A 22741-nucleotide genomic window follows, 5' to 3' on the forward strand; every position below is an offset into this window, starting at 1 on the left:
GCACTACCCTTTATTTATTTCCTGTGTTTTCTAATATCCAACACGAATTTTCTAATATTCACAATAAGCACAATCCATGCTAGTATCGTAAGCGCCAACAACACATAATCAAGTGTTTTTGATGACGAATCGCTCTTCGCATTCAATTGTGTCGTATTTTTCTTATCGGAGCTTACATCAACACCCGTATTACCAGAATTCTCATCAACCCTCACGCAGTTAATCAAAATCCTTCTAGTAAACGGAGGATACATCGGATCACACGACAATATAGTCAGCATATCCTTGTCTTCCACAGGCTTCAATCTATCCCAATCCGACGGACTGATGTACTCTCTTCCGACAACCTTGTAAGTCAACGTCTTCCCATGATGATGCACATACACCACATCATTAGAATACAATTGACCCACCTTCAACAACATAATATCTCCGTACCAACCCCTGTGACCTGCAAGCACACTACGTCTGCCCTTACCACCCACAGGAATCGAAGTACCGTCAAGTTGACCGACACCCTTCGCCAAATGATTGTAGCTCGCTCCCAAATATATAGGCTTCTTGAAATTAATCTTAGGAATCTCCAAATACCCGAAAATCCCATTCTCATCAATCACCTTGCTACTCTCAAGCTCAATATCTTCTGAATTAAAGGGATCCACAAGCCCCGTTTCATCCACATTCACATTCGAATTGTATTTTTCGATTCTTTCGGAAAGCTCAGTCGACATCTCACCTTGTGTCCTCAAAAAATCATCCATCTTTTTATCTTGCGAGAAAATCTTGTACGACAAATTGCTCAAACAAAACGTCAACAACCCAATCCCCACAAACAAAATCACATAACCAAACTTCCTACTTGATCTCATTATTCTTCTTCCTTCTTCTTTGTCTAATGTAATACCACAACAAAATCGCTATAATAATCAGTGAAATAATCAAATAAATCTTGTACTTACCAGTCACTTGACTCACCAAATCCTTCTCCACAGCAGCAGGATTGTATTCAGTACGCTCAGCACGCACCAACAACCTGTGCGAATTAATCATATACGGAGTGCAAGTCAACAACGTACAATAATCCTTGCCCTCCACAACCAAAACCTTGTCGAAATCGCTCGGCTCCACAACAAAAATGTCGATAACCTTGTACGCCAACACCTCTTTGATATTGTGAATGAAAAACACATCGCCCTTCTTCATCTTATTCAAATCAGTAAACAGCTTCGCCGTAGGAAGCCCCCTGTGAGCAGTTAACACAGTGTGCGTACTCTTGCCACCAACAGGAAGGGAAGTTCCCTCCAAGTGGCCAACACCCTTTTGCAAAACCTCCTCACTCGCACCAGCGTAAATCGGCAAATCTTGATTAATCTTCGGAATCTCAACGTGACCTATCTTTTCTTTAACCTCGAGCATTCTCGCATACTCGCTAATCGCATTCTTTTTTTCCTTCTCAGAATAAGGATCCGCAAGCTTACTAGGATCCAAAGTCTTGTTGTAAATCTGAGCGAGCCTAATCCTTCTGTCGATTTCCTTCTTGTCCATCTTCTTAGCCGTAGTATCAAAATCGTGCACCGCACTGTTAGCCTCAATCCTGTAGTACAACCTCGAAATCAAAGGATACATCGCCACGGCAAATCCCACCAAGAAAATCAACACATATTTCAAATTTTCCTTTAACTTAGACTTCTTCATGCTTATCCTCTACATCAAGTTCCTTCAACCTCTTCTTCGCCTTACGTTGACGATAAATCAAATACAACAAAATAGCGATAATAACCAAAGAAACATAGAACAAATACCTGTAAATATAACTTGCCTTGTTATCAGCAATCAACGCCTCATCCACAGCAGGAACATAAGGAACCCTGTGGCCTCTAACCAAAAGCCTGTGCGAATTAATCATAATAGGAGTACAAGTAAGTAACGTACAATAATCATGTCCCTTCACAATCAGCAAATCATTGAAATTCGAAGGCTCCACAATCTTAATCTGATCCACCTGATAAGCCAACGTCCCGAAAATATTGTGAACATAGAACTTATCGCCAATCTTCATCATCTTCAAATCCGTAAACAACTTCGCCGTAGGAAGTCCACTATGAGCAGTCAACACCGCATGAGTATTATTCCCACCAATAGGAAGAGAAGTCCCCTCCAAGTGGCCAATCCCAATCTGCAACACATCCTCGCTCGTACCAGCATACATCGGCAAATCCTGATTAATCTTCGGAATCTCAACGTGACCGATCTTCTCTTTCACCTCGAGCATTCTCGCATAAGCCTTTCTGCCCTCTTCTTGGTTTTTCTTATCATAAGGGTCCTTGCTCACCACATTGTTCAACGAATCATTGTAGCCCTTTGCCAAAGCCAACCTCTTATCCAATTCCTCCTTCGACAAACCCTTCACAGCCTTGTCGAACTCCTTCACTTGATTTGTGGAATCCACCCTATAATACAACCTAGAAATCACAGGATACATCATCACACCAAATCCCAATAAAAATATTAAAATAAACACAAAATTATGCTTAATCTTCTTCCACATTACAATAACCTTTCTCCAACACCGATTTCTAAGTCAATTATACCTCAAAAAATAAAATCGAAAAATATTTGATAACGAACATAACCAAACCCTCACACCAATAACACATCTCACAAAATCGTAGATCACATAGCATGAGGGTTTATTTTTACATATTCTAAAATCTATTTTTCGACTTACTTAATATCTTTTCCTATTAACTTATCGTCCTTCGCAATTATCCACTTACCAATAAAGAACATAATCGCACCACCAATCATACTCATGAAAAATCTAATGTCCCCAGTCTTTGGAATACGACGAGTAATATCTCCACCTGGAGTTCTTCTTCTAGTAATATCGTCGCCCGGAGTTTTTCGTCTAGTAATAGTAGTATTCTTCTTGTTAGTAATGAAAGCAATGGAAATAGTCTTGTCATCCGCTTGTTTTTTGATTTCAAATTCAACAGGCTCACTCAACAAAATGAAACCTTCCGGAGCCTTTATCTCTACCAAATAATACTTACCATAATCCATATCTTCCACAGCAAACTTACCATTGTCAGCACTTGTTACAATATAATCCTTGCCATCTCTCTTAACAGGCTCAAACTTACCGTCTTTGTTCTTAGTCATAACCTTGAACATCGCACCACCCAAAGGCTTCTTAGCTTCATCAGTCTTCATAAAATCATGTCTACCCTTGTCAGTAGAAGTCTTACTATTCACAACCCTAAGTTCCACAGATTTATTAGAAATAGTAAACTTAGTGTCAATATTTTTAATCACATAACCTGCTGGAGCTTCCACCTCTCTGAAAATATAATCGCCCTTTTTAATATCGTTGATTATAATCTCACCAGCATCGTTGGAAATATACAACCCATCATCGGATTTTGCCTTATCCTTAGATTTTTCATCTTTGTCTTCAGACTTGGAACTTTCATCCTTGGATTTCTCTGCATTTTCTTCAGATTTCACCTTGGATCTATCATCGTTCTTTGGAGATAATTCAAGCTTATCATTTTCTTTCAAAGTAGCCTTGTTCTTAAGCTCAACATATTCGCTACCTTCTCTTTTAAGTAACTTAAACTTCGCACCCTTTAGTGGATTGCCGCTCTCATCCACCTTCACAAGTCTCACATTAGTAGAAGACTCCTTCGCATGAATAGTCACATTCTTCGAACCATCTTCAAGATCATTTGGAAGGTTAATCAAAGCCGGAACAATATCCTTGTCCCTCTTAATTCCAGAAGTATCCCTCATATAGTAAGCACCGGAATTCAACTTATCAAACACAATTTGATTATCCTTAAACTCCATCACCCTTTTGTCAGAATACTTAGAATTCAACTCTTCAACAGATAACTTATTAAGTTCATCAAGCTTACTTGATTTATTATCGTATGGCACTTGTTCATCAGGCACCTTCCACAACGAAATTTCTCCACGAGCCTCTCCTAGCTTCTTATCCACCGTCACAGTTATCGAATAATCTCCCGCGGCAAATGAACTGCTAGTGATAACCATCGCCACCATTATCATAACCATTAATATTTTTCTTAAAATCTTCATATTATTACCTTCCATTTATAGTTTTATATTAACATTGTTATATCCTTCTAAAAGTGCAAATATGTGTAATATTTGCACTTTTAGAAGAAGGAAAATTGCTTTTCCTCTCTTCTTTTAGTTATTATCTAGCTTCTGTCGCTTGTCTTTTTTTGATAGCGATAATAGCTGATGCCATTATTGCAAGACCAATTGCAGTGAAGATAATAGTACCAATACCACCTGTTTGTGGGATAGTCATGTTAGAGTTGTTAATTCTCATTGCAGTTGTACCAGTTGCTACTGTAACTTCTTTGTTTTCTTCTTCGTATTTAACATCACCTTGTTCATTGAATGATTTTTCATTTACTGAGAAATCAAAGTTATTTGTTGGTAATGCGTATCCATTTGGAGCCTTAACTTCCACTAATTCATAAGTTCCTGCTGGAAGACCATCAATTGCAAATCTACCTGCTTTATCAGATTCTAATACAACAAGATTGTCTTTGTTATCAAAGTCAGCTTCTCCTGTAGCTGCTGTAACTGTAGACTCTTTCCATACATATTCTGTATTTAAAGCTTCAAATTTAGGTTTAACATTTTGATTGTAATAAGCGTTAGCTTCATCTTGTGTTTTTCCTGAACCTTCTTTGAACATATCTTCATAGATTGCTCTTGCTTCTAGGTATGCTGCTCTATCAGCATTTGTTTGTTCTGCGGATTTTCTAGCTAGGTATTTACCTGCTACATCTGCAAGATGTTTATCATTATTGTTTGCAAATGTCTTTGCTTTTACTACAAATTTTGCACCTTCAAGAGACTTATTTGTACCTTTGTCAGCTTTTACAAATCTCTTACCATAGTGAACTACTTTTGGTTCATGTGGGTTAAGTGGTTCTGGGTTTTCTGACTTCCAGTTCTTAACTCCTAGAACTCCAAGTCCTTCACCTTTAGAATATACAGCTTCATAACCTTCTACAGATTTTTCTTCTACTTTATATTCGATTTTATCATCTAGACCTGTCCATTCTGCTTTAAATTTGTTTTCAGCGTTTAATGTTTTAGCTTCACCAACTTTTTCACCTGTATTAGCGTTGTAAAGTTGAACTGTGATTGAAGCACCTTCTGGAGCGTCTCCGTCCCAAGTTTTTGTGAATGTGATTTTACCATTATCTGGTTTGTTAGGAATTGGTGTGTTTCCTTTGCCTGGTTTGTTACCATAGTGGAATATAACGTCGTTTGATTCTGGAATGTTTACAACTGATTTTTTATTAAGAGTTGCTTTATAAGTTACAGTAATCTTAACGTCTGCATCTTTGTTTTCAACTTTTTTAAGTCCTTCAGCTGTTAATTCAAGTTTAAATCCATTTCCTTCTGGTGTTACTTTAAAATCAGCTGCTTCTGCATCTGTATCATCAAACTTAACGTTTAATGTATCTTGTTTAAATGTAAGACCTTCAGTCATTTGGTCAGTCCAGTAAACTGAACCATATTTTGTGTGTGCTGGAATAATAGTTTGAATTTCGTAAGGTACATCATCACCTAGAGTATAATCTCTTTTTTCTGTTTTTTCTTTGTTGATGTCTCTATTAGCGTCAGCTTTTCCTTCAAAATCCTTGTCAACTTTTGGTGTAGTTGTTGTGTTCTTTGGATAAATATTTAATTCAGTTAAATATTTTGTTGGAGTTGCAGCCACTAATTCACCTTGTTCGTTTTGTGTTAATTGAACTTGTGGTAATGTTAGTCCAAATGGAATAGCATGTGAACCGTCCGTTGTAACATTTACTGGAGCTGCTGTTTCAATAAACCAATAGTTACCATTAGCTAAGCTTACAGTAGCCATACCCTCTTTGTTAGTTAAAGCTAGCTTTGTTGGTTCTTGAGTGAAGTCTGCACCTAAAGCTTTCTTAACTTCTTCTGCTGTTGCCGGTGCTGGCTTTGTTGCTTTTAGTTTTTCAAGTTGAGCTGCAGTTACAGAATAGTAAGAGAATTCAACTCCCTTAAGACCTTTAACATCTTTACCTAAAGTAGCTAATTGTTCGTCTGTTAATTTACCACCATTGTGGTTCCATTGTTTTGGAGCATTGTACTCTTTAGCTTGTAACTTGTACACATTAACAGTTGTACTTGTTGGAAGAGTATCTGATAATTTAGTTTCATCAATTGTTCCGATAGTGTTTTTTGCTGGTGTTTCAGCCGCACTTGATAATAGTGGGGTGAATACGCCAACCATCATCGCTAATGCTATGATTAGTGATAAAAATCTTTTTTTCATAATATAACTCCTTTATATTTATTTTATAACCATTTGCTTCTCGCAAATTATTACCTTTTACTAATGCCCTCGTGGGCGTTTTTGTCTTTGGCTTTCTCTAATAATATCCTACCCGATATCATTATCCTAGCCAATTTCTTTTCGCAAATCTTTCGACTCGCTTATTTCTTTTGTCAGTTCTTATACTGATAAGCTTTTTGTTTTGCTCAGTTTTTCAATAACCTTGAGATACCAGGGACTTGGCTCATCGCCTCATCCCCTTGTCTCTTATTTAGTCCCTTTACGGAGGGTACCTCATCTTTTGATCTAATCCAATCATGATAACGCACTCTCTCTTCTCTTACGTCTGTACTTGTAGTACGCAGTTGTCATAATCACAGCACCCACTACAAGGAAACCTATGATACCCATCGCACCTGTCAATGGATATTCCGCCTTACGGTTTTCTATTGCTATTGGAATGATAGGTTCGATATAAGTTCCTGGACCATCAGGTTTTGCATTTATATCTAATTTATAAGTTACTTTATCTATACTTTGACTAAATCCATTAGAATATATTTCTGTGTTCAAATCTACAGGTTGAGATTTATCTTGAATTTTACCCTCAATATCAACTACTAATGTCTTTTCTGTTACTATATTACTTCCATTTGGATTTGGTTTAGTATAATCTCCATTATTAAGGAAATTTTTGACTGTATAAATAAGAGTGTCTGAATTTAGTGAGGTATCTCTTGGAGATACAACCTTAAATTTCGTATCTACTAAATCATTTATACTTTTACCCTTATCGACTACAGCAACTTTTAAAGTTTTACCTGATGTGTTTACATTCCAACCGCTTTGAGCAAGTTTAAGTTGTGTGTCAGGACCGTCAAAAGTCCAAGAGTCGTGGTTAGAATTTATTATAAGCCTTTGAGTGAATGTCTTATTTTCTGTATCTATGTTTGTAATTTGACTTGTTATCTTGCCATTTTGACCTTTCACTAAGCTTGCCTTTAATGGATCTTTTTCAAGTACCGTGAGTTTTCCACTTGTTATCTTGAATTCTTTTACAAATCCAGGTATCTTAGTGTATCCCTTAGGTGCTTGTACTTCTTTAAGTGCGTAATCTCCGTCTTCAGTAATATTTAAAGAAAATTTACCATTATCATCTGATGAAACTGTAAGTTTTACGAGCTTACCATCAGAGTCTTTGACTTTATATGGCGAATAGTTAGTATCTTTCGGATTAGCTTTCTTCCAAACTTCGAATCTTGCACCTTGTAGATAGATTTCTTTGTTATCTCCATCAATCTTTACAAATTGGATGGATTTGTAGTTTATGATGTTTATTGGTATATTTCCATCTACTTCTTGGTAGGTCTTTTCTGTTTTCGATCCGTCAGACTTATTGACTGTTACTTCTCTGAAAATTCTTCCATTTTCGTCTACCTTGAATATCGCTACAGGCTCTGTTGGCTTGATATAATCTTTTGGTGCTGTGGTTTCTTCTAATTTGTATAAGCCTTTTTCTAGCTTTTCATAGGAAATTAAACCATTATTATCAGTTCCCTTAGGATCACCTTGAGCAGTCCAAGCTTGTGATGGTTGTTCTATAGTTCCGTCATTTTTGTATAGTGAGAACTGTGCGCCCGTTAAGATTTTTCCACTTTCGTCAACTTTCTTGAACTGAATTTTATTAGTTGGGTTAACTGCTCTGATATTAAGTTCAGCTTTTGCTGTATTATCATTACCAAAGGCGTATATTCCATCCCATCTATAAACCGCTGGATTAGTGTACCAGTAGCCATTACTTGCTTGATATCTATAGTACAGTGCAGAGTAGCCTCTATATTCCATTAGGTTAGTTGTGTCAATCTTGCCTGTGACTTTTATAATCATAGATTTGTTTGATGGGAACTGTCCAATATATTCAGCTTTTTTCTCATTAGCACTAACATTACCAAAAGATGTTCTTCCAGCATCTGCTAAGTTATAATCATTTTCATCAACCCCAAAGGATGCTGGCATACTATCATATAGATAATCATCAGAATTGTAAGATAAAACATACTTAGTAAATTTCAAATCTTTTACAGCGGCACTTGGTTGGTACCTAAATGTCAAATTACGATTTGCAGTATATCTTGGTCTATTTATATAGAAATAGTGGACAAATTCCCCTGTTTCTGAGTTGAAGCTTACAATCTTTGATGCCATACTGATATAGTTATTATAATCATCGTAATCAACTTCATTATCAACTATATAATTGAAGTAAATATTCTTATAATGGCCTTTATCGCCTACTGATGTACCAATATTTTGCCAGCTTGACTTCTTTACTCTATCAAGAGTAGGATGGGCTGCCAAAGTGTTGGAGAAATCTTGTAGTGTGTATTGGTCAGCATATTTTGTGAATGTATAAGTTATAGTTCCAGCTTCTTTATCGTATTTTGCCTTAGCTATAGTTCCTACACCATCAGCGAATAAGTCAAGATTGTCTTGGTCTCCCCTTCTTATACCTTCAAGGTCGATATTATCAGTTAGTTTGAGAACGAAGTAATCGCCTGAGCTTATCTTTACACTTGGATCAACCTCATAATCATTTTTAATTTTAAAAGTTTCTCCAGAGTGTGGGAATATTTGGTTTGTATCTACTTCTATATTATTTTGTTGAGGCTTTACAACTTTAATATCTGATTGAGTTATGCTTATATAACCTGATAAGTTTCTGCCACCTGAGCTTGTATCGTTGGCGTAAGGATCTAGACCCTCTCCACCTACTGTGAAGTGCCATACTTGACCAGTGTTGATGTGGCCTGATACAGATTTCTTTTCTCTAAGTTCATAGTTACCTATTGGTAGGCCATCAATGATAACTTCACCATTTTCACCTGTAGTTCCAGTGTAAGTTGCAGCAGGTTTTGGATTGCCATTTTCGTCTTTTTCTTGACTCAATTTTGTAGCTACAAATTCTACTCCAGGTAATAATTTAGTTTTATCATCACCATATTTTGTAATCTTTACTTTACCTTTTCCTGGTACTTTGTTGATTACCTTACCAATATTCTTGGCAGTAGCAGATGTTACAAAGTCTACAAGAGCCTTTGTCGCATCACTATTTACTACATTTGGTTTTAAACTATCTTGTTTACTATCAATGGTTACATAACCATTGGCATTTTCAATGATTTTCCCTGTTTGTGGGTCTATTACTTTATTAGTTCCGTCTGTTTGTACTTCTACTTGTAGACCTGACTTCTTATCATAAGTCTTGCCATCTGCTCTTGTTTCAACTTCCCCATGTGGATCAAAAGTATTGATTGTAAACTCAAGCAAAGTTCCATCAATTGCCCTATATCCCTTAGGAGGTGACACTTCTATTAATCTATAGCTACCTGGCTCTAGACGTCTAAATCCAAAGTAACCATTGAAGGCAGATGATACATAAGAATCATCTAGGTCATTCCAGAAGGAACCTTCCTTCTTTTGAAGCTTGAATACAGCGCCTTCTAGTCTGTTTGTATTGTCATCTCCACCTTCTTTGTGCTTTGAGAAGGTAATGTTGTAAACTTCCTTATCATTTGTTACTGACATACCTTCTTGTGGTATTGTTTCAAGTTTATCTGATGTGTATAGAGATGAAATATCAAGACTTGTATCTACATGAGCTGCTAGTTTTTCTGTTACTGAAGGATCGATTATTCCTGTATCAACCCAATTTCTATCAGTAGAATTTATTTTAACTTTTTTGCTTAAGGCGTTTACATATTTTTGACCTGGTTGTTTTCTATTAGCCCAATTATCCGCAAGAGTTTGAGCATCATCAGCATTATAACCTTTATTTATTAATCTTTGTTTTATCCAGTTCTTTATTGTTGTAGCACCATGTTGATATGAACCTTTTTCAAAATGCTTGTAACCTAAATTTGAAACATCACTTATTTCTTGGAATTCTCTTGCTCCATCATAGAAGTCGAAGTGAAGTTCGATTTTCCCTAGGTCACCTTGTGGTATATCAGTTCTTTCATAAGGAGCTTTTTTAACTGGTTCTGTACTTGGAGTAGTACCATCCTTTTTAGTGAAGTTGTAGTTACTATCTATTGCCACTTCATTAGTAACCTTTTTATCAATAATAGATTGGTCGTAGTAACCTTCGATATCTATGAAGTAGACGCCTGGTTCTAAGTTTAGGATATCTTCATCGAAGCCCCAATCAAATGGTCTCCACCTAGCTGTGTTTACTACAGATACATTAGGCTGTCTCAAATCGTATTGATTTAAAACATCATCCACTTTAACATTGTCTGGATTTGTAACCTTATAAGTTGATCTATAAGCTGTCTTTACGCCTTCTGTAATAGTTACTGGAGGAAGTCCAGCTCTATCTATTTCTTCTCTCTTGTGTTTTGGTTTAATTTGAAGATTTACAGTTTTTCCGTAATCTCTAGTATCTACATATAATCTTTGAACAAAAGTCTTTGAAGTTGTATCAATACTCTTTACAATTGATTTGTATTTAATATTTCCATTTAGATTATTAGCAGCTACAGCTTTCTCTGATGTCAAGAAAGATGATGATGTAGCTTTTGGACCGCCCTTCTTAATAACAAGTTGTCCATTTACTTCTTCTACTTTGATATGCCATGGAGCTGCAGCTTTTTTAAATCCAATAGGTGCCTTTGTTTCAGTAAGAGTATATTTGCCACCCTTTGTAAGCTTGATAGGTTTTTTATCTTTATCTACAAATACTACATTACCATCTTTATCTGATGTAGCTGTTGCTAATATAGTTGTTCCACCCTCTTCTTGAATTGTAAATTTTGCACCTTCAAGAGGACTGCCATTGTTGTCCTTCTTAGCTATTTTTAGTTCAAGACCCGTTTGCTTATTCTTGATTATAGCTGCGCCATTAGTTGGGATTTCTGTTCCCAAATCAACCTGTTTAAATGTAGCGGCTACATTTACATCACCATCTGGCATTGTAAATGTGTAAACACCATTAGTTGCAGTAAGAGCAGTTCCATTCATTGATACACTTGCAATTTCAAAACCTGGATTTGGTGTTACAGTCAAGTTGATTTGTGTACCTGCTGTTGCAGAAGTTGGCTCTGCAGAAATTGTTCCACCTTCTTGTTGCGAATTTTGAACTATTACATTATAAGTTTCTGGAGCTTTTTCCTTCCAAAGAGCAGTTATTGTTGTATTAGAATTAACTGTTATTGAGTCTTCTGGATTTTTTCTTTCTCCATTTACTGACCAAGCATCAAATTTCTTTCCATTTGGTGCAGTAAATCCGTTATCTGGTAATTGATAATTTGAACCAACATTTACTTTTACATCTGCCATTGTGCCAGAACCTTCTCCAGGACTAAATGAAACTGTTGCTTGCTCTGGAGCTTTATCTCTCCATTGAGCTATCAGAGTTAAGTCACTAGTTACAGTTATTCTATCTCCAGGGTTTTTCTTTTGTCCATTTACCATCCAACCATCGAATTCTTTTCCATCTGGAGCTATAAAAGATGATCCGGGTAAGTCATATACTTTATTATCTTCAACAGTAACTGGATCCATATGCCATTTTCCACCATTTCCATCAAATGTTATTGTGTGGTTAACAGTGGTTTTTACTACTGGTACTCCTGCTTCATTAGCATAGGATTTTTCTAGCCAACAATTGTTTCCATTTACATTACCCGCTTTATTAAATATATAATTTGAGCCCAATCCAATTGCTTGGTTTTCTTCATAATTTGTCTCGATTTCCATTAAAACAGGTCCACCGATACTAGAATCAATAGAATTTGTTTCAAGTTTTAATACAGGTCTACCACTAGATGGGTCTGTTATTGTAGAAAATTTTACTTTTGAAGAAATGTCAGTCTTATTAGATATTTTATCAATATCTGAGCTTTGCTTGATATTTGCTAGGCTTGTGCCTCTTGGTACTCGGTAAGCTCTTACTTTAACTTGACTATTACTTATACCGTAATTATCAAATGCCCTGTGAATCTTGATATTTCGATTATAATTATTATTTCCACCAGGATTATACAAAAATACTTGTTTATATTTATTGGTGTTCTTATCAATTTCAATAATCTTAGTTTCCATCAATTGATTATAATCTGAATGTCTAAAATCTTCTCTTTTTTGCGGTTGAGTTGAACTTTGATTATCTACTATTGCAAAACCATCTGCTCCTGCTTTTAATGCGTCTTCAATTAAATCCGGACTCATTTCTAGGTTGAAGTTCATCAGTACTGCTGTATTTACACCAGACATTATATTGGATTTTGCTCTGCTCATTAAGTTAAGTGTAGCTACTGATGCTGTGTTATTTACAGTATCTTGTTTATTAACTTTATAGTAAACTTTCCCATCTTTTGTTACAGTGACTGTCCATGTTGCCGTAGTTTTTTCATAACCTGGTGCAGGAGATGTTTCTGTCATAGTATAAGTTCCTGGTTTTAGTCCATCAAAGGATATTATTCCATCAGAACCAGTGGTTTTAGTTATTTCTTTGCCACTGTCTCCAGGGCCTACTAATTTAAAGCTTGCCCCTTCAATTACTTGAGTTCCTGTACCATCAATTACCTTTTTAAGTTTGAAACCATAAGTTAAGATGTCATTTGTCACATCAAGTGAATTTTCTGATACGAAAGATCCGATGATTCCAGTTGATTGTGATAGTACGGGGTCAGCTTCTTTAATTATTGATGCCTTTTCGTAGTAGTCACTCTTCCAATAAGTTGTACCATTTTCAGTCCAGTCCATTCCTAGACCAACTCCACCATCATTATCCTTATATGGGACTTTGATATCAACAACTATAGGTTTTGTAGTTGCTGGGAAGTCTAGTTTTAGTCTTGGTGGTTGACCAAAATGAGTATTGTCGGTGCTAGGTCTAACTTGTGTTGTAATATCTCTTGCACCATATTCTGCAAGTCTGATGTCAGAAATTGCTCCAGTAACTGGCTTGTTAAGCTCAAATACTTGATAAACCTCGTCACCTTTGTACCAATCCATATTTGGATATTCTGGTTTTTCCCTGTGGATTGTTGCAGTAGTAGGTCCAAGATCATTTGATTCTGGATTTATTACAAATCTTTGAATTACATATTTTTCATCTCTATTTATACCAACAATTCTTGTACCCATCTTATATGGTGTTGGGAAGTTTCCTGTCCAGTCTGTACGTCTATTATCGTAAAGATTCCAGCCGTCTAGAGATCTTCCTGCGACATTAACCCAATTAACATTAGGTTTTTCTAGGATTGAGTTTAATGTTGGAGTTGTGCCAGAACTTTCTCTGTAGTTGTAAACTTTTTTATTACCCTTGTCATCAATTACAAGTACCCATTTTTTGTTGGATTTGTTATATCCTGCTGGTGCTGCTGTTTCTTCAATTACATAAGTTCCCTTAGTTAGTGAACCAAATTTTACTATACCATTTGCATCCGAAGTCTTTTCTACAGCTGTGAAAGTTGGATCATCTTGTTTTGTAATCTTAAATTTTGCACCTTGAAGAGTCTTACCATCAGAGTCTTTTTTGTAGACAATAAAGTCTGTACCAGATGGTTTGTTGGTTACTGGAAGTGTTATAGTATTACCAGTTAAAGGTTCGCCTGTTTCACCAAGAGCAATTTCTGTAATTGAAACAATTCCACTGTCATAGACCACAACTTGCCATGTTTTATCTGACATTGTATATCCATCAGGAGCTTTGTTTTCTTTTAGTGTATATCTTCCTGGTTCTAGGTCATTAAATTCAACTATACCATTATCATCACTAGGTCTATAGATTACATCTCCAGCTTGGTTTCTTAATTCAAAAACTGCCCCTTTAAGATTTTTAGATGTGTCAGTCTCGTCCGTTTTTTTGATTTTAAAGTTACCTGGTGTATAAGTTTTATTTATTAATTTTACTTTTTGTGTATAGTATTTTGGTAATTCTTGACCAGTTTCTGAACCTATAGCCCAGTTGTAGTTACCTTTTTGGTAGGATGCTGTGTGTCTAGATCCTTGAGAAAGGTAATAACCACTCCACAAGGTTTTAAATCTTTGCTCATCAGTAACCTTAAAGGTTTGGATAACTACATAACCTTCGTTATTATTTACTCTAGGTAGGGATATTTCTAGTGGGTGTCCTTCGTGTCCACCGTCTAAAAGTCTTTCATAAGATTTAAGATTTTCTGGTTTATATTCTACTCTATAAGTTCCATCATAATCTGAAAATCCTTGGTTACTAGCATTGATTCCAGATTTTGAATACACTAGGTTGTAATTATTAGGATCTTGTTCAGGTCTGATACCATAGGATAATGGCATAAGATATTGTTTTTCACTCTGACTTCCATAAACTTTGTAAACCTTAATGTCGTCAATACCAAAGGCTGGGTATCCATTAGCACGATAGTTTTCAATACCTGGTGGTTGAGGTCTATTCATTGATAGCCAATCATATCTTAATTTTCTTGGTCCACTAGATTCTGCTATTGGATTGTAATAAGATACTGCCTTTAGGTAAATATTTCCATCTGATCCCTTGTAAACATCTGTTATATATTCACTTGTTAGTGGCCCACTTCCGCCTTGAGAGTCGTAAGAATAGTAGTCGGTCTTAATATTTACAGGTAATACTTTTTTATTTGCTGTGCTTGCGTTTGGATCATCTGGATCTAGGGTTATTGTAAAATTATATCCATTAGTTTTATCAGTTTGTGTTGCATAAAACTTGTCTGGTATTATACCGATGATTTCAACTTGTGTATTGACAGTATTTTGTACATCATCTGTAAATACATATGTCAACAAATTAGTTTCATAATTAAAGTATGGCTCTGCTATTACTTTACCACTACCATCTTTTAGTTTTGGCATTTCATAGACATATCTCTTGAAGTCTAGATGTGGGTCAAATTGGATTTTGAAACGTCCGCCCTTTTTGGCATTATTTACTGTAAAAGTTGATTTGTATCTATAAGATTCAATACCGTAGGCTTCCCAAATTCCTTCTTGTGTACCAAGACGGCCATCAGCTGGTTGAGATTGTTTTTCTTGTAGAATCATGTATTGTTGTACATTTCCTACTTGTATTGGTTGTTCTTGTTGATTTGCTTCAACATCTTCTAATATATAATCTATACCATTAATAGGAGTGCCATTGCCATCTTTAAATCTTGCCTTATAAGTTACTTTACCATCTTCAGCTACATTTACATCAAAGATAACATTGGATTTTTTGTAATTTTTTGGTGCTATGCTTTCTTCTATTGTATAGTTACCTGGATTTAATTCTCCAAAGTCTGCAAGACCATTGGCATCTGCTAATACTGTACTAATATCATTGCCCTTAGAGTCTTTTAAAACAAATGTAGAATTTGCTAAAACAGTTTTATCTTCTTTTATCTTTGTAACTTGTACCTTTGCTTTTGGAAAGGCTTCGTTTTTTATTGTTAAAACTATAGGATTTTTTTCTCCAGTAGGGTTAGATGGGTCAGTGCTAGCAGTTTTATTTGATAATCCTACGCTTGTTTGGATTCTTGCTTCATCAGCAACATTCTTAGTATCTGTTAACCAATCATAAGAAAATGTTGGAGTTGCTCCCTGTGATTTAGTAGCTGTAACTTTTACTAAGAATCCCCAGTCATTGTTAAATCTAGCTGTTGGGAATTTGATTTGGTAGCCAGTCTTATGAGTGTAAGTATCTGGTACTTTGTCATTTCCTGTAATAACATTTTTAGAGCCAACGCCTAAAACATCACTTCCTGTAATACTACTTGCAGTTTGATTTTGCATAGCAGAAAATACTGATGATCTTGTATTGTATCCAGTGGTGCCATCTGGGGCTACATCTATTACTTCTACTTTGGAAATTGTTCCACCATTAAGATTAAGATTTAATCTAGTGTTTTTGTCTGTACCATTTCCGCCATTGTCAGATTCTGGTTTTAGATAAATGTAGGATACAATATTTCCTTGTTGGTCAACACTACCGTAGTGCATTGAGTTCATGTAAGATGCATATCGTGGGTAATATTGGTGATGAGCTGTTTCTGTATCAATAGTTCCACCACTAGCTACAATATTATTTCCTGTTACAGATATTGATCCTGTCTTGGAAACTACGATTTGCTTTGATGTTTGGTCTATCTTATATCCTGTTGGTGCTTTATTTTCTATAAGAGTATAAGTTCCTGGACTTACATTAGAAAAGTTTGCACGACCATTGCTGTCAGTTACAAGTTCAATTGTCTCTGTTGGGCTTTGAAGTGTAAACTTAGCCCCTGCTAATGGTTTGTTTGTCTTACCATCAGTTTTTAAAATAGTAAAGTTAGCATCTTTTTCATCCGTAGACTCTTGCATAATGTTGTAGATTTGGAAGGCTTTATCATCTAAGGTGTAGTTGTTGTATTTTTCCTTGTAAGAATAAGTTTTTCCATTAATCATTTTATCTTCTGGAAGATTTTGAACTACCTTGTGGTTAATTCTTGTTTCATTTCCATTACCATCAATGTTCCAATATTTAACTCCAGGTACGTTTATTTTTCTATCTGCTACTCCTGGTTGACCTTCATCAACATTGAGTGACTTTAATTTTGTTCCTGCTTGGTCTTGTACTTCGAAGCCTTGTGCTGGCATCTTTTTGTCAGAAGTTATACCTGCCCATGTTTGGTTAATCTTTAGGTCTTGATATTTGTTAATATTAACACCAGCTAATGAATAGCCTTGCTTAGAATCATTTAGACTTGTGTTATATTCATAAACTGCAATTCTTCCTGGAAGTTGTGTTCCTTGTGGGTTAGTTCCTGCTGATGGAATAGTGTTATTAAGATCTGTTACATCTTGTTTAACAACCATTTTACCTGTTTCTGGGTCCAAACCATATACAGCAACCTTAGATGAAGTTAAATTTTGTTCTCCTGATAGATTTCTTGTTGCTAATGGGAATCCATTAACTGTATCTCCAGTTGAGACTCCATCTGTGACAGTCCATTTTGCAGTGTTTTCGCTGGCAAATTCACCTAAGATTGTTGTTCTATTGTTCATTCCAACACGCTTAGATGTGCTTTCTTTTATAGCTTCTTCATCAAATCCTTGATCAAAAAGTAGTCTAACTGCACCAGTTTTTTGTCTAGCTTGAAGGGCTACAGAGAGGTCAATCATGTACTTAGACTGTACGTTGTTTACTTTTGTCCTGAAGTTAAACTTTGCTTCCTTCATACTAGTTGAAAGCTTATGATTCTTGGAAGCGATTATGCCGAACTTACCTTCAATATCATTTGTTGATAAGTCGTTCATGCTAACATTATTATCATTTAATAGGATATTTTCAAATTGTCCTAAGCCGGATCCCTTTACTAGGGTTGCGTTAGATATAAGGCCTAATTCTTTTAAATCCACATTAGATGAGAATTTAACTTGCCAATCAATTGCCACTAATTTCCCGTTTTCAACAATCGGACTACCTTTGGCATCCATGTAAACTTTATAGTCTTTACCTTGGTCAACAATTTCAAGTACATTATCAGATCCTGGCTCAATTATTTGATTAACTACATTACCATCGTTATCTACTACTGTTTCTGGTAGTTTGACTTCTCCATTAACTCCAATTCCTGAGATTGAGTTTTTGATGGAGTGCTTTGTAGCATCTCCGTCTAGTTTTTTGATTTTTTCTACATTATAGTCAACATCTATCGCAAGAGGAATTTGAATGTTTTCAGTAATTGGTTGTGCTAAATTATATACGATAGAGTTTGAACTAGTATCATAAGTTGGTCTTGCTATTAAATTTCCATTTTTATCTGTTATAGGTTTTAATGTTGAAGGATCTTTAACAGTAAGCCTATCATCAAGTTTTATAGTAAATGATTGAGTAGCTGGAATTTGTCCGTTTGCCACAGATGCGTCAAATCTAGTTCTAATTGTAAACTTTTTATTTTCCAAACCTTGACTAGTTGCACCTACTGGGCTATCAAAAAGCATTTGTGGTGTGAAGTTCTTATCTGCATCTTTTTCGATAAGTGCTTTGATTGCATCTTTGTTATCGTCCATTAGCTTTGCTTGTTCTTCTTTTGTTAGGTGATATTTTGTTTCAAAGCTGGATAATAATGCTTGAACTTCTTTTAATCCATTTGCTTTTACTGATAGGATTGCTTTTAGTTCACGATCTGCTTTTTGTAGGTTTGAAAATCCGAAGAATTCTTTGATGCCTTCTAATAATCCTTTTGTTTCTTTGCTAACTTCTTTTTTGTCAATTGATTTTTTATTGTCTTCCTTATTATTAGCATCTTTATTATTAGCATCTTTTTTGTCTTCTGATTTTTTGATTTCTTCTTTTCTATCTTTTAATGCTTTGTCAAATTCTTCTGCTTTTTGTTTTCTTTCTTCTGGTGTTGCAGGTTCTTTTTTGACTTCTTCAGTTGTTTCCTTCTTCTTTATAATAGGTTCTTCTTCTTGGTCTTCTTCTGAGCCTTGTACAAGTCCAAGAAGTTTTTTGTTTTCAAGGTCTTTTTTCGCTTTTTCTTCAGCGGCTTTTTTAGCTTCTGCTTCATCTTGTTTTTTGGCAAGTTCTTCTTGTTTTGCTTTTGCTTCTGCTTCTGCTTTTTGTTTTGCTTCGGCTTCTGCTTTTAACTTTTCAGCTTCGGCTTTGGCTTTGGCGTCTGCTTCTTGTTTTGCCTTGGCATCTTTTTCTGCTTTGGCTTTTTCTTCAAGAGCTTTTTGTTCTTCTGTTTTTTTAGCTTCTTCAGCTTTTATTTTTTCAGCTTCTTGTTTTGCCTTAGCGTCTGCTTCTTGTTTTGCTTTTGCGTCTGCCTCTTCTTTTGCCTTAGCGTCCTTCTTTGCTTTTTCGTCGGCTTCTTTTTTCGCCTTTTCGTCAGCTTCGGCTTTTGCTTTGGCATCTGCCTCTGCTTTTGCTTTGGCGTCTGCTTGTGCTTTTGCTTCGGCAACTTCTTTTTTGTGTTCTATTGATGATGTAACTTCAGCTGGTAATTGTTCTGTTTGGTACACGCTGTAAGTTTTATCATTTAATATAGCTGCAAATAGGTCTGCGTTTTGTTTTACTTCTAGTGGATTGTTTGCATCCTTATTAAGAGCTATTGCTGTTAGTTTGCTGTCAACTGCTTTGTCAACTTTGAAGTCGAAGATGTAAGTGCGGTTGTGTTTGTCACCTTCTGGCACTTCGCCATCTTGTTGAAGTCTGCGTTCTTCTGCAAGTTGAAGTCTATGTTGTTCTGTTGATTTTAGATTTTCTGGAAGTTTGTTGAACAATCCTTCTTTATCAAAATCAAATTCGTCTACAACTTTAAGGCTGTATACTTTGTAGTCGTCTCCAAAGTCTTCCTTATCAGTTTTAGGCACGTAGTTGTTATGGATTCTGTATTTTCCATCTTCTTGTACTACGGATGCATCCAAGCTCAATCCTTGATCTTTGAGTGATTTGTCCACTCTGTCGAATTTTTTGTGAGCCTCTTCTACTGTATCAAATGTCCTCTCGTCATAAAGACTAAAATCCTTTCTAACTAATAGTTTGATGTTAGAATTGACGTTCGTGGTGTTCAATACAAACTTGACGTTCGTGTCTGTGTCCAGATTCTTGTCATCAAGTACTGTAGCGAGGTTCAATGAAAAGTTGGCATAGGTATCCTGTTTCAGGGTCTCGAGCTTTTGTATTACATATCTCTTGTCGAGCTCTTCCTCCTTAGCAAATGATGTTATGGCTGGTACGCATGTTTGTATGAACATTAGCATTACCATGACTAACGCCGTTAGTCTGTCTAATATTTTTCTCATTTTAACCTCCTGAATTACTTGATTTTTATTTCAAATGTTAGTTTTTTGATATTTATCATACTAATTTTATTCTCTACTGCTTTACATGCATTTGGAATAAAATACTACAAACATTCAGATAATTAATGCATATCGTTTGCATTTATCCCCTAAAAGTAAGAAAGAATCAGCCCAACATATTTTATGAATAATGTTGCCTGACTCTGTTAGTTCTAAATAAAATGCATTGCTTTTTATATCCACTATAATTACGTTTGCTTCTGTTCTTATGTAACATATATTTGCATGTATTATTTATGTGTAGCTTATCACGATATATATGAAATGTCAATTTATATGAATTATTCATCTAGTTTTTATGATTTTTTTATGTTATACAAATAAAGTTTTATTAAATATTTACAAATTACTTTTTAAATAAATTTTATTTGTTTTGTTTTTATCTTATTGCTTAGAAATATACTGTATTTTGCTTTATTTTATGAAATTAATTGCTAATTTGATATTTATTCTAAGTTTTTTGTTCAAAAATTGTTCTATATATTTAATGAGATATATCATAAAAATTTAGGAATATTTTTATAAATTTATAGTATTTTTTAAGGAAACGTTATAGTTTACGGATTTTAAATAGTAATTTTTTGATATAATTTGTTACTAAGAGCGAAAAATATCGTATCGTTTGCAAATTTCTTTAAAATTTGTTTAAATTTATTAAATATTTGTGATTATTTTGAAAATAATTGGGTAAAAAATTAAGTTGATTTATTCGAATTTAAAATATATCGAATTATGAAGAAATAAAAAAAGACTATAGATCAGAAATCTATAGTCTTGGCGAACGATAGAGGATTCGAACCCCCGACCTTCTGGTCCGTAGCCAGACGCTCTATCCAGCTGAGCTAATCGTTCATATACAACAAAACAGATGTATGAACATCTGTTGTTGTCTGGAGCGGAAGACGAGACTCGAACTCGCGACCCTCGCCTTGGCAAGGCGATGCTCTACCACTGAGCCACTTCCGCATAAATTTCTTTGGTGGAGGAGGGTGGATTTGAACCACCGAAACATAAAGTAACGGATTTACAGTCCGTCCCCTTTGGCCACTCGGGAACTCCTCCATAATCCCTTGTTTAAAAAGGATTTGGAGCTGGTGGGAGGACTTGAACCCCTAACCTACTGATTACAAGTCAGTTGCTCTACCAATTGAGCTACACCAGCATACTTGGCGACCCGGAACGGACTTGAACCGTCGACCTCCAGCGTGACAGGCTGGCATTCTAACCAACTGAACTACCGGGCCATTAGTTAGAAATTTATTTGCTAAAAATATATGGTGGGCGATACAGGGCTCGAACCTGTGACCCCCTGCTTGTAAGGCAGATGCTCTCCCAGCTGAGCTAATCGCCCATATATCTGGTGACCCTACCGGGATTCGAACCCGGGATACCGCCGTGAAAGGGCGATGTCTTAACCGCTTGACCATAGGGCCATATTATTCAAGTTTAAATATATTGTATTAAATTGTGAAAGTATGGTTGCAGCTTCGCTGCAAATGTCTTGGTCGCTACATAACGAAATCGAAGATTTCTATTTCGCGACATTTGACCTACCTACAAATCACTTCGTGATTTGGGTTAGGATCAAGAACCGCTTGACCATAGGGCCATATTATTCAAGTTTATTATTTAACCTTGTCCTGTGACCATAGGGCCTTAATTACTAAGGTTTAAAGTTTATTATTTTTTAAATCTAGCCCTGTGACCATGGGCCTGGTAATTTAATTTTCAAATAACACAACCGCTTAATAAAAAATTGGTAGCGGAGAAGGGAATCGAACCCCTGACACCACGGGTATGAACCGTGTGCTCTAGCCATCTGAGCTACTCCGCCATGTTAAAAATTAGTTGCTATGTATGGTTGCGGGAGCAGGATTTGAACCTACGACCTCCGGGTTATGAGCCCGACGAGCTACCAAACTGCTCTATCCCGCGTTATTGGTGCCGAGGATCGGAATCGAACCGATACGGTGTTTTACCACCGCAGGATTTTAAGTCCTGTGCGTCTGCCAGTTCCGCCACCCCGGCATTTGGCTCCCAGGGTGGGACTCGAACCCACAGCCTATCGGTTAACAGCCGAGTGCTCCACCATTGAGCTACCTAGGATTATTGGTAATAAATGAGCCCTTGATTTATGAATTTAATGTTTTCACTCGCTCAGCCTCACTTCAAAAATCTTCTTTTAAATGATTTTATGGAAGATTTTATCGTTCGAAGCGTCGCTCGTAAAATACATTAAATTCTTCAAGGTCTCTTTAAGTGGTTTGCACGCCACTTGTTTGTTTGGCGACTACCTACTCTCCCACGACGTTTCCATCGTAGTACCATCGGCGTTAAGAGGCTTAACTTCTGTGTTCGGCATGGGTACAGGTGTATCCCTCTTGCTTTTATCACCATACTTATTCACTTTTACATTTCAATCAATAACAGTATATATTTCCAGTCAAGTTTTCGATTTATTAGTATCAGTTAGCTTTGATATTACTATCTTTACACCTCTGACCTATCTATCTTGTTTTCTTCAAGTAATCTCATAGAAATCTT

6 protein-coding genes, 11 tRNA genes and 2 rRNA genes are annotated in these 22741 nt (G+C 35.9%); all 19 read right to left on the reverse strand.

Annotated elements, in window-relative coordinates; genetic code table 11:
* Positions 1–14: 14 nt before the first annotated feature.
* Positions 15–869, reverse strand: coding sequence for a class C sortase (locus ACU68W_RS02255; protein ID WP_446756040.1), 855 nt, complete (start codon positions 867–869; stop codon positions 15–17).
* Positions 856–1695, reverse strand: a complete 840-nt coding sequence (locus ACU68W_RS02260; RefSeq protein ID WP_446756041.1) for a class C sortase — start codon at positions 1693–1695, stop codon at positions 856–858. Before ACU68W_RS02260 ends, ACU68W_RS02255 begins: the two co-directional genes overlap by 14 nt.
* Entirely contained in the window at positions 1682–2548 is an 867-nt protein-coding gene (locus ACU68W_RS02265) for a class C sortase (RefSeq protein ID WP_002840364.1), read from the reverse strand. Before ACU68W_RS02265 ends, ACU68W_RS02260 begins: the two co-directional genes overlap by 14 nt.
* 176 nt (positions 2549–2724) lie before the next feature.
* Positions 2725–4101: an MSCRAMM family protein gene (locus ACU68W_RS02270; RefSeq protein ID WP_446756042.1), complete on the reverse strand. Its 1377-nt coding sequence runs from the start codon at positions 4099–4101 to the stop codon at positions 2725–2727.
* A gap of 121 nt (positions 4102–4222) precedes the next feature.
* A complete protein-coding gene (locus ACU68W_RS02275; RefSeq protein WP_446756043.1) occupies positions 4223–6352 on the reverse strand; it encodes an isopeptide-forming domain-containing fimbrial protein in 2130 nt (709 codons plus the stop codon).
* Between the two features lie 315 nt (positions 6353–6667).
* Positions 6668–20137: a SpaA isopeptide-forming pilin-related protein gene (locus tag ACU68W_RS02280; RefSeq protein WP_446756044.1), complete on the reverse strand. Its 13470-nt coding sequence runs from the start codon at positions 20135–20137 to the stop codon at positions 6668–6670.
* Positions 20138–20972: 835 nt separating this feature from the next.
* Positions 20973–21049 (reverse strand) — tRNA-Arg (locus ACU68W_RS02285).
* 39 nt (positions 21050–21088) lie between these two features.
* Positions 21089–21163: transfer RNA gene (locus tag ACU68W_RS02290), tRNA-Gly, on the reverse strand.
* 11 nt (positions 21164–21174) lie between these two features.
* Positions 21175–21259 (reverse strand) — tRNA-Tyr (locus ACU68W_RS02295).
* A 24-nt stretch (positions 21260–21283) separates the two neighbouring features.
* Positions 21284–21359, reverse strand: a tRNA-Thr gene (locus ACU68W_RS02300).
* A gap of 5 nt (positions 21360–21364) precedes the next feature.
* A tRNA-Asp gene (locus ACU68W_RS02305) sits at positions 21365–21441 on the reverse strand.
* Positions 21442–21472: 31 nt separating this feature from the next.
* Positions 21473–21548, reverse strand: a tRNA-Val gene (locus ACU68W_RS02310).
* Between the two features lie 7 nt (positions 21549–21555).
* Positions 21556–21630 (reverse strand) — tRNA-Glu (locus ACU68W_RS02315).
* Positions 21631–21954: 324 nt separating this feature from the next.
* Positions 21955–22031, reverse strand: a tRNA-Met gene (locus tag ACU68W_RS02320).
* 24 nt (positions 22032–22055) lie between these two features.
* Positions 22056–22132: transfer RNA gene (locus tag ACU68W_RS02325), tRNA-Met, on the reverse strand.
* A 4-nt stretch (positions 22133–22136) separates the two neighbouring features.
* A tRNA-Leu gene (locus ACU68W_RS02330) sits at positions 22137–22225 on the reverse strand.
* Positions 22226–22228: 3 nt separating this feature from the next.
* Positions 22229–22303: transfer RNA gene (locus tag ACU68W_RS02335), tRNA-Asn, on the reverse strand.
* Between the two features lie 175 nt (positions 22304–22478).
* Positions 22479–22595: ribosomal RNA gene (gene rrf / locus ACU68W_RS02340) — 5S ribosomal RNA — on the reverse strand.
* Between the two features lie 41 nt (positions 22596–22636).
* A 23S ribosomal RNA gene (locus ACU68W_RS02345) occupies positions 22637–22741 on the reverse strand; the annotation flags it as partial.

The organism is Finegoldia sp. P2-F-LR (assembly GCF_052932265.1).

What these genes read in the sequence shown, in the direction of transcription:
- ACU68W_RS02260 (WP_446756041.1), bottom strand. Translation starts at nt 1,695, where the DNA reads ATGAAGAAGTCTAAGTTAAAGGAAAATTTGAAATATGTGTTGATTTTC.
- ACU68W_RS02280 (WP_446756044.1), bottom strand. Translation starts at nt 20,137, where the DNA reads ATGAGAAAAATATTAGACAGACTAACGGCGTTAGTCATGGTAATGCTA.
- ACU68W_RS02270 (WP_446756042.1), bottom strand. Translation starts at nt 4,101, where the DNA reads ATGAAGATTTTAAGAAAAATATTAATGGTTATGATAATGGTGGCGATG.
- ACU68W_RS02275 (WP_446756043.1), bottom strand. Translation starts at nt 6,352, where the DNA reads ATGAAAAAAAGATTTTTATCACTAATCATAGCATTAGCGATGATGGTT.
- ACU68W_RS02255 (WP_446756040.1), bottom strand. Translation starts at nt 869, where the DNA reads ATGAGATCAAGTAGGAAGTTTGGTTATGTGATTTTGTTTGTGGGGATT.
- ACU68W_RS02265 (WP_002840364.1), bottom strand. Translation starts at nt 2,548, where the DNA reads ATGTGGAAGAAGATTAAGCATAATTTTGTGTTTATTTTAATATTTTTA.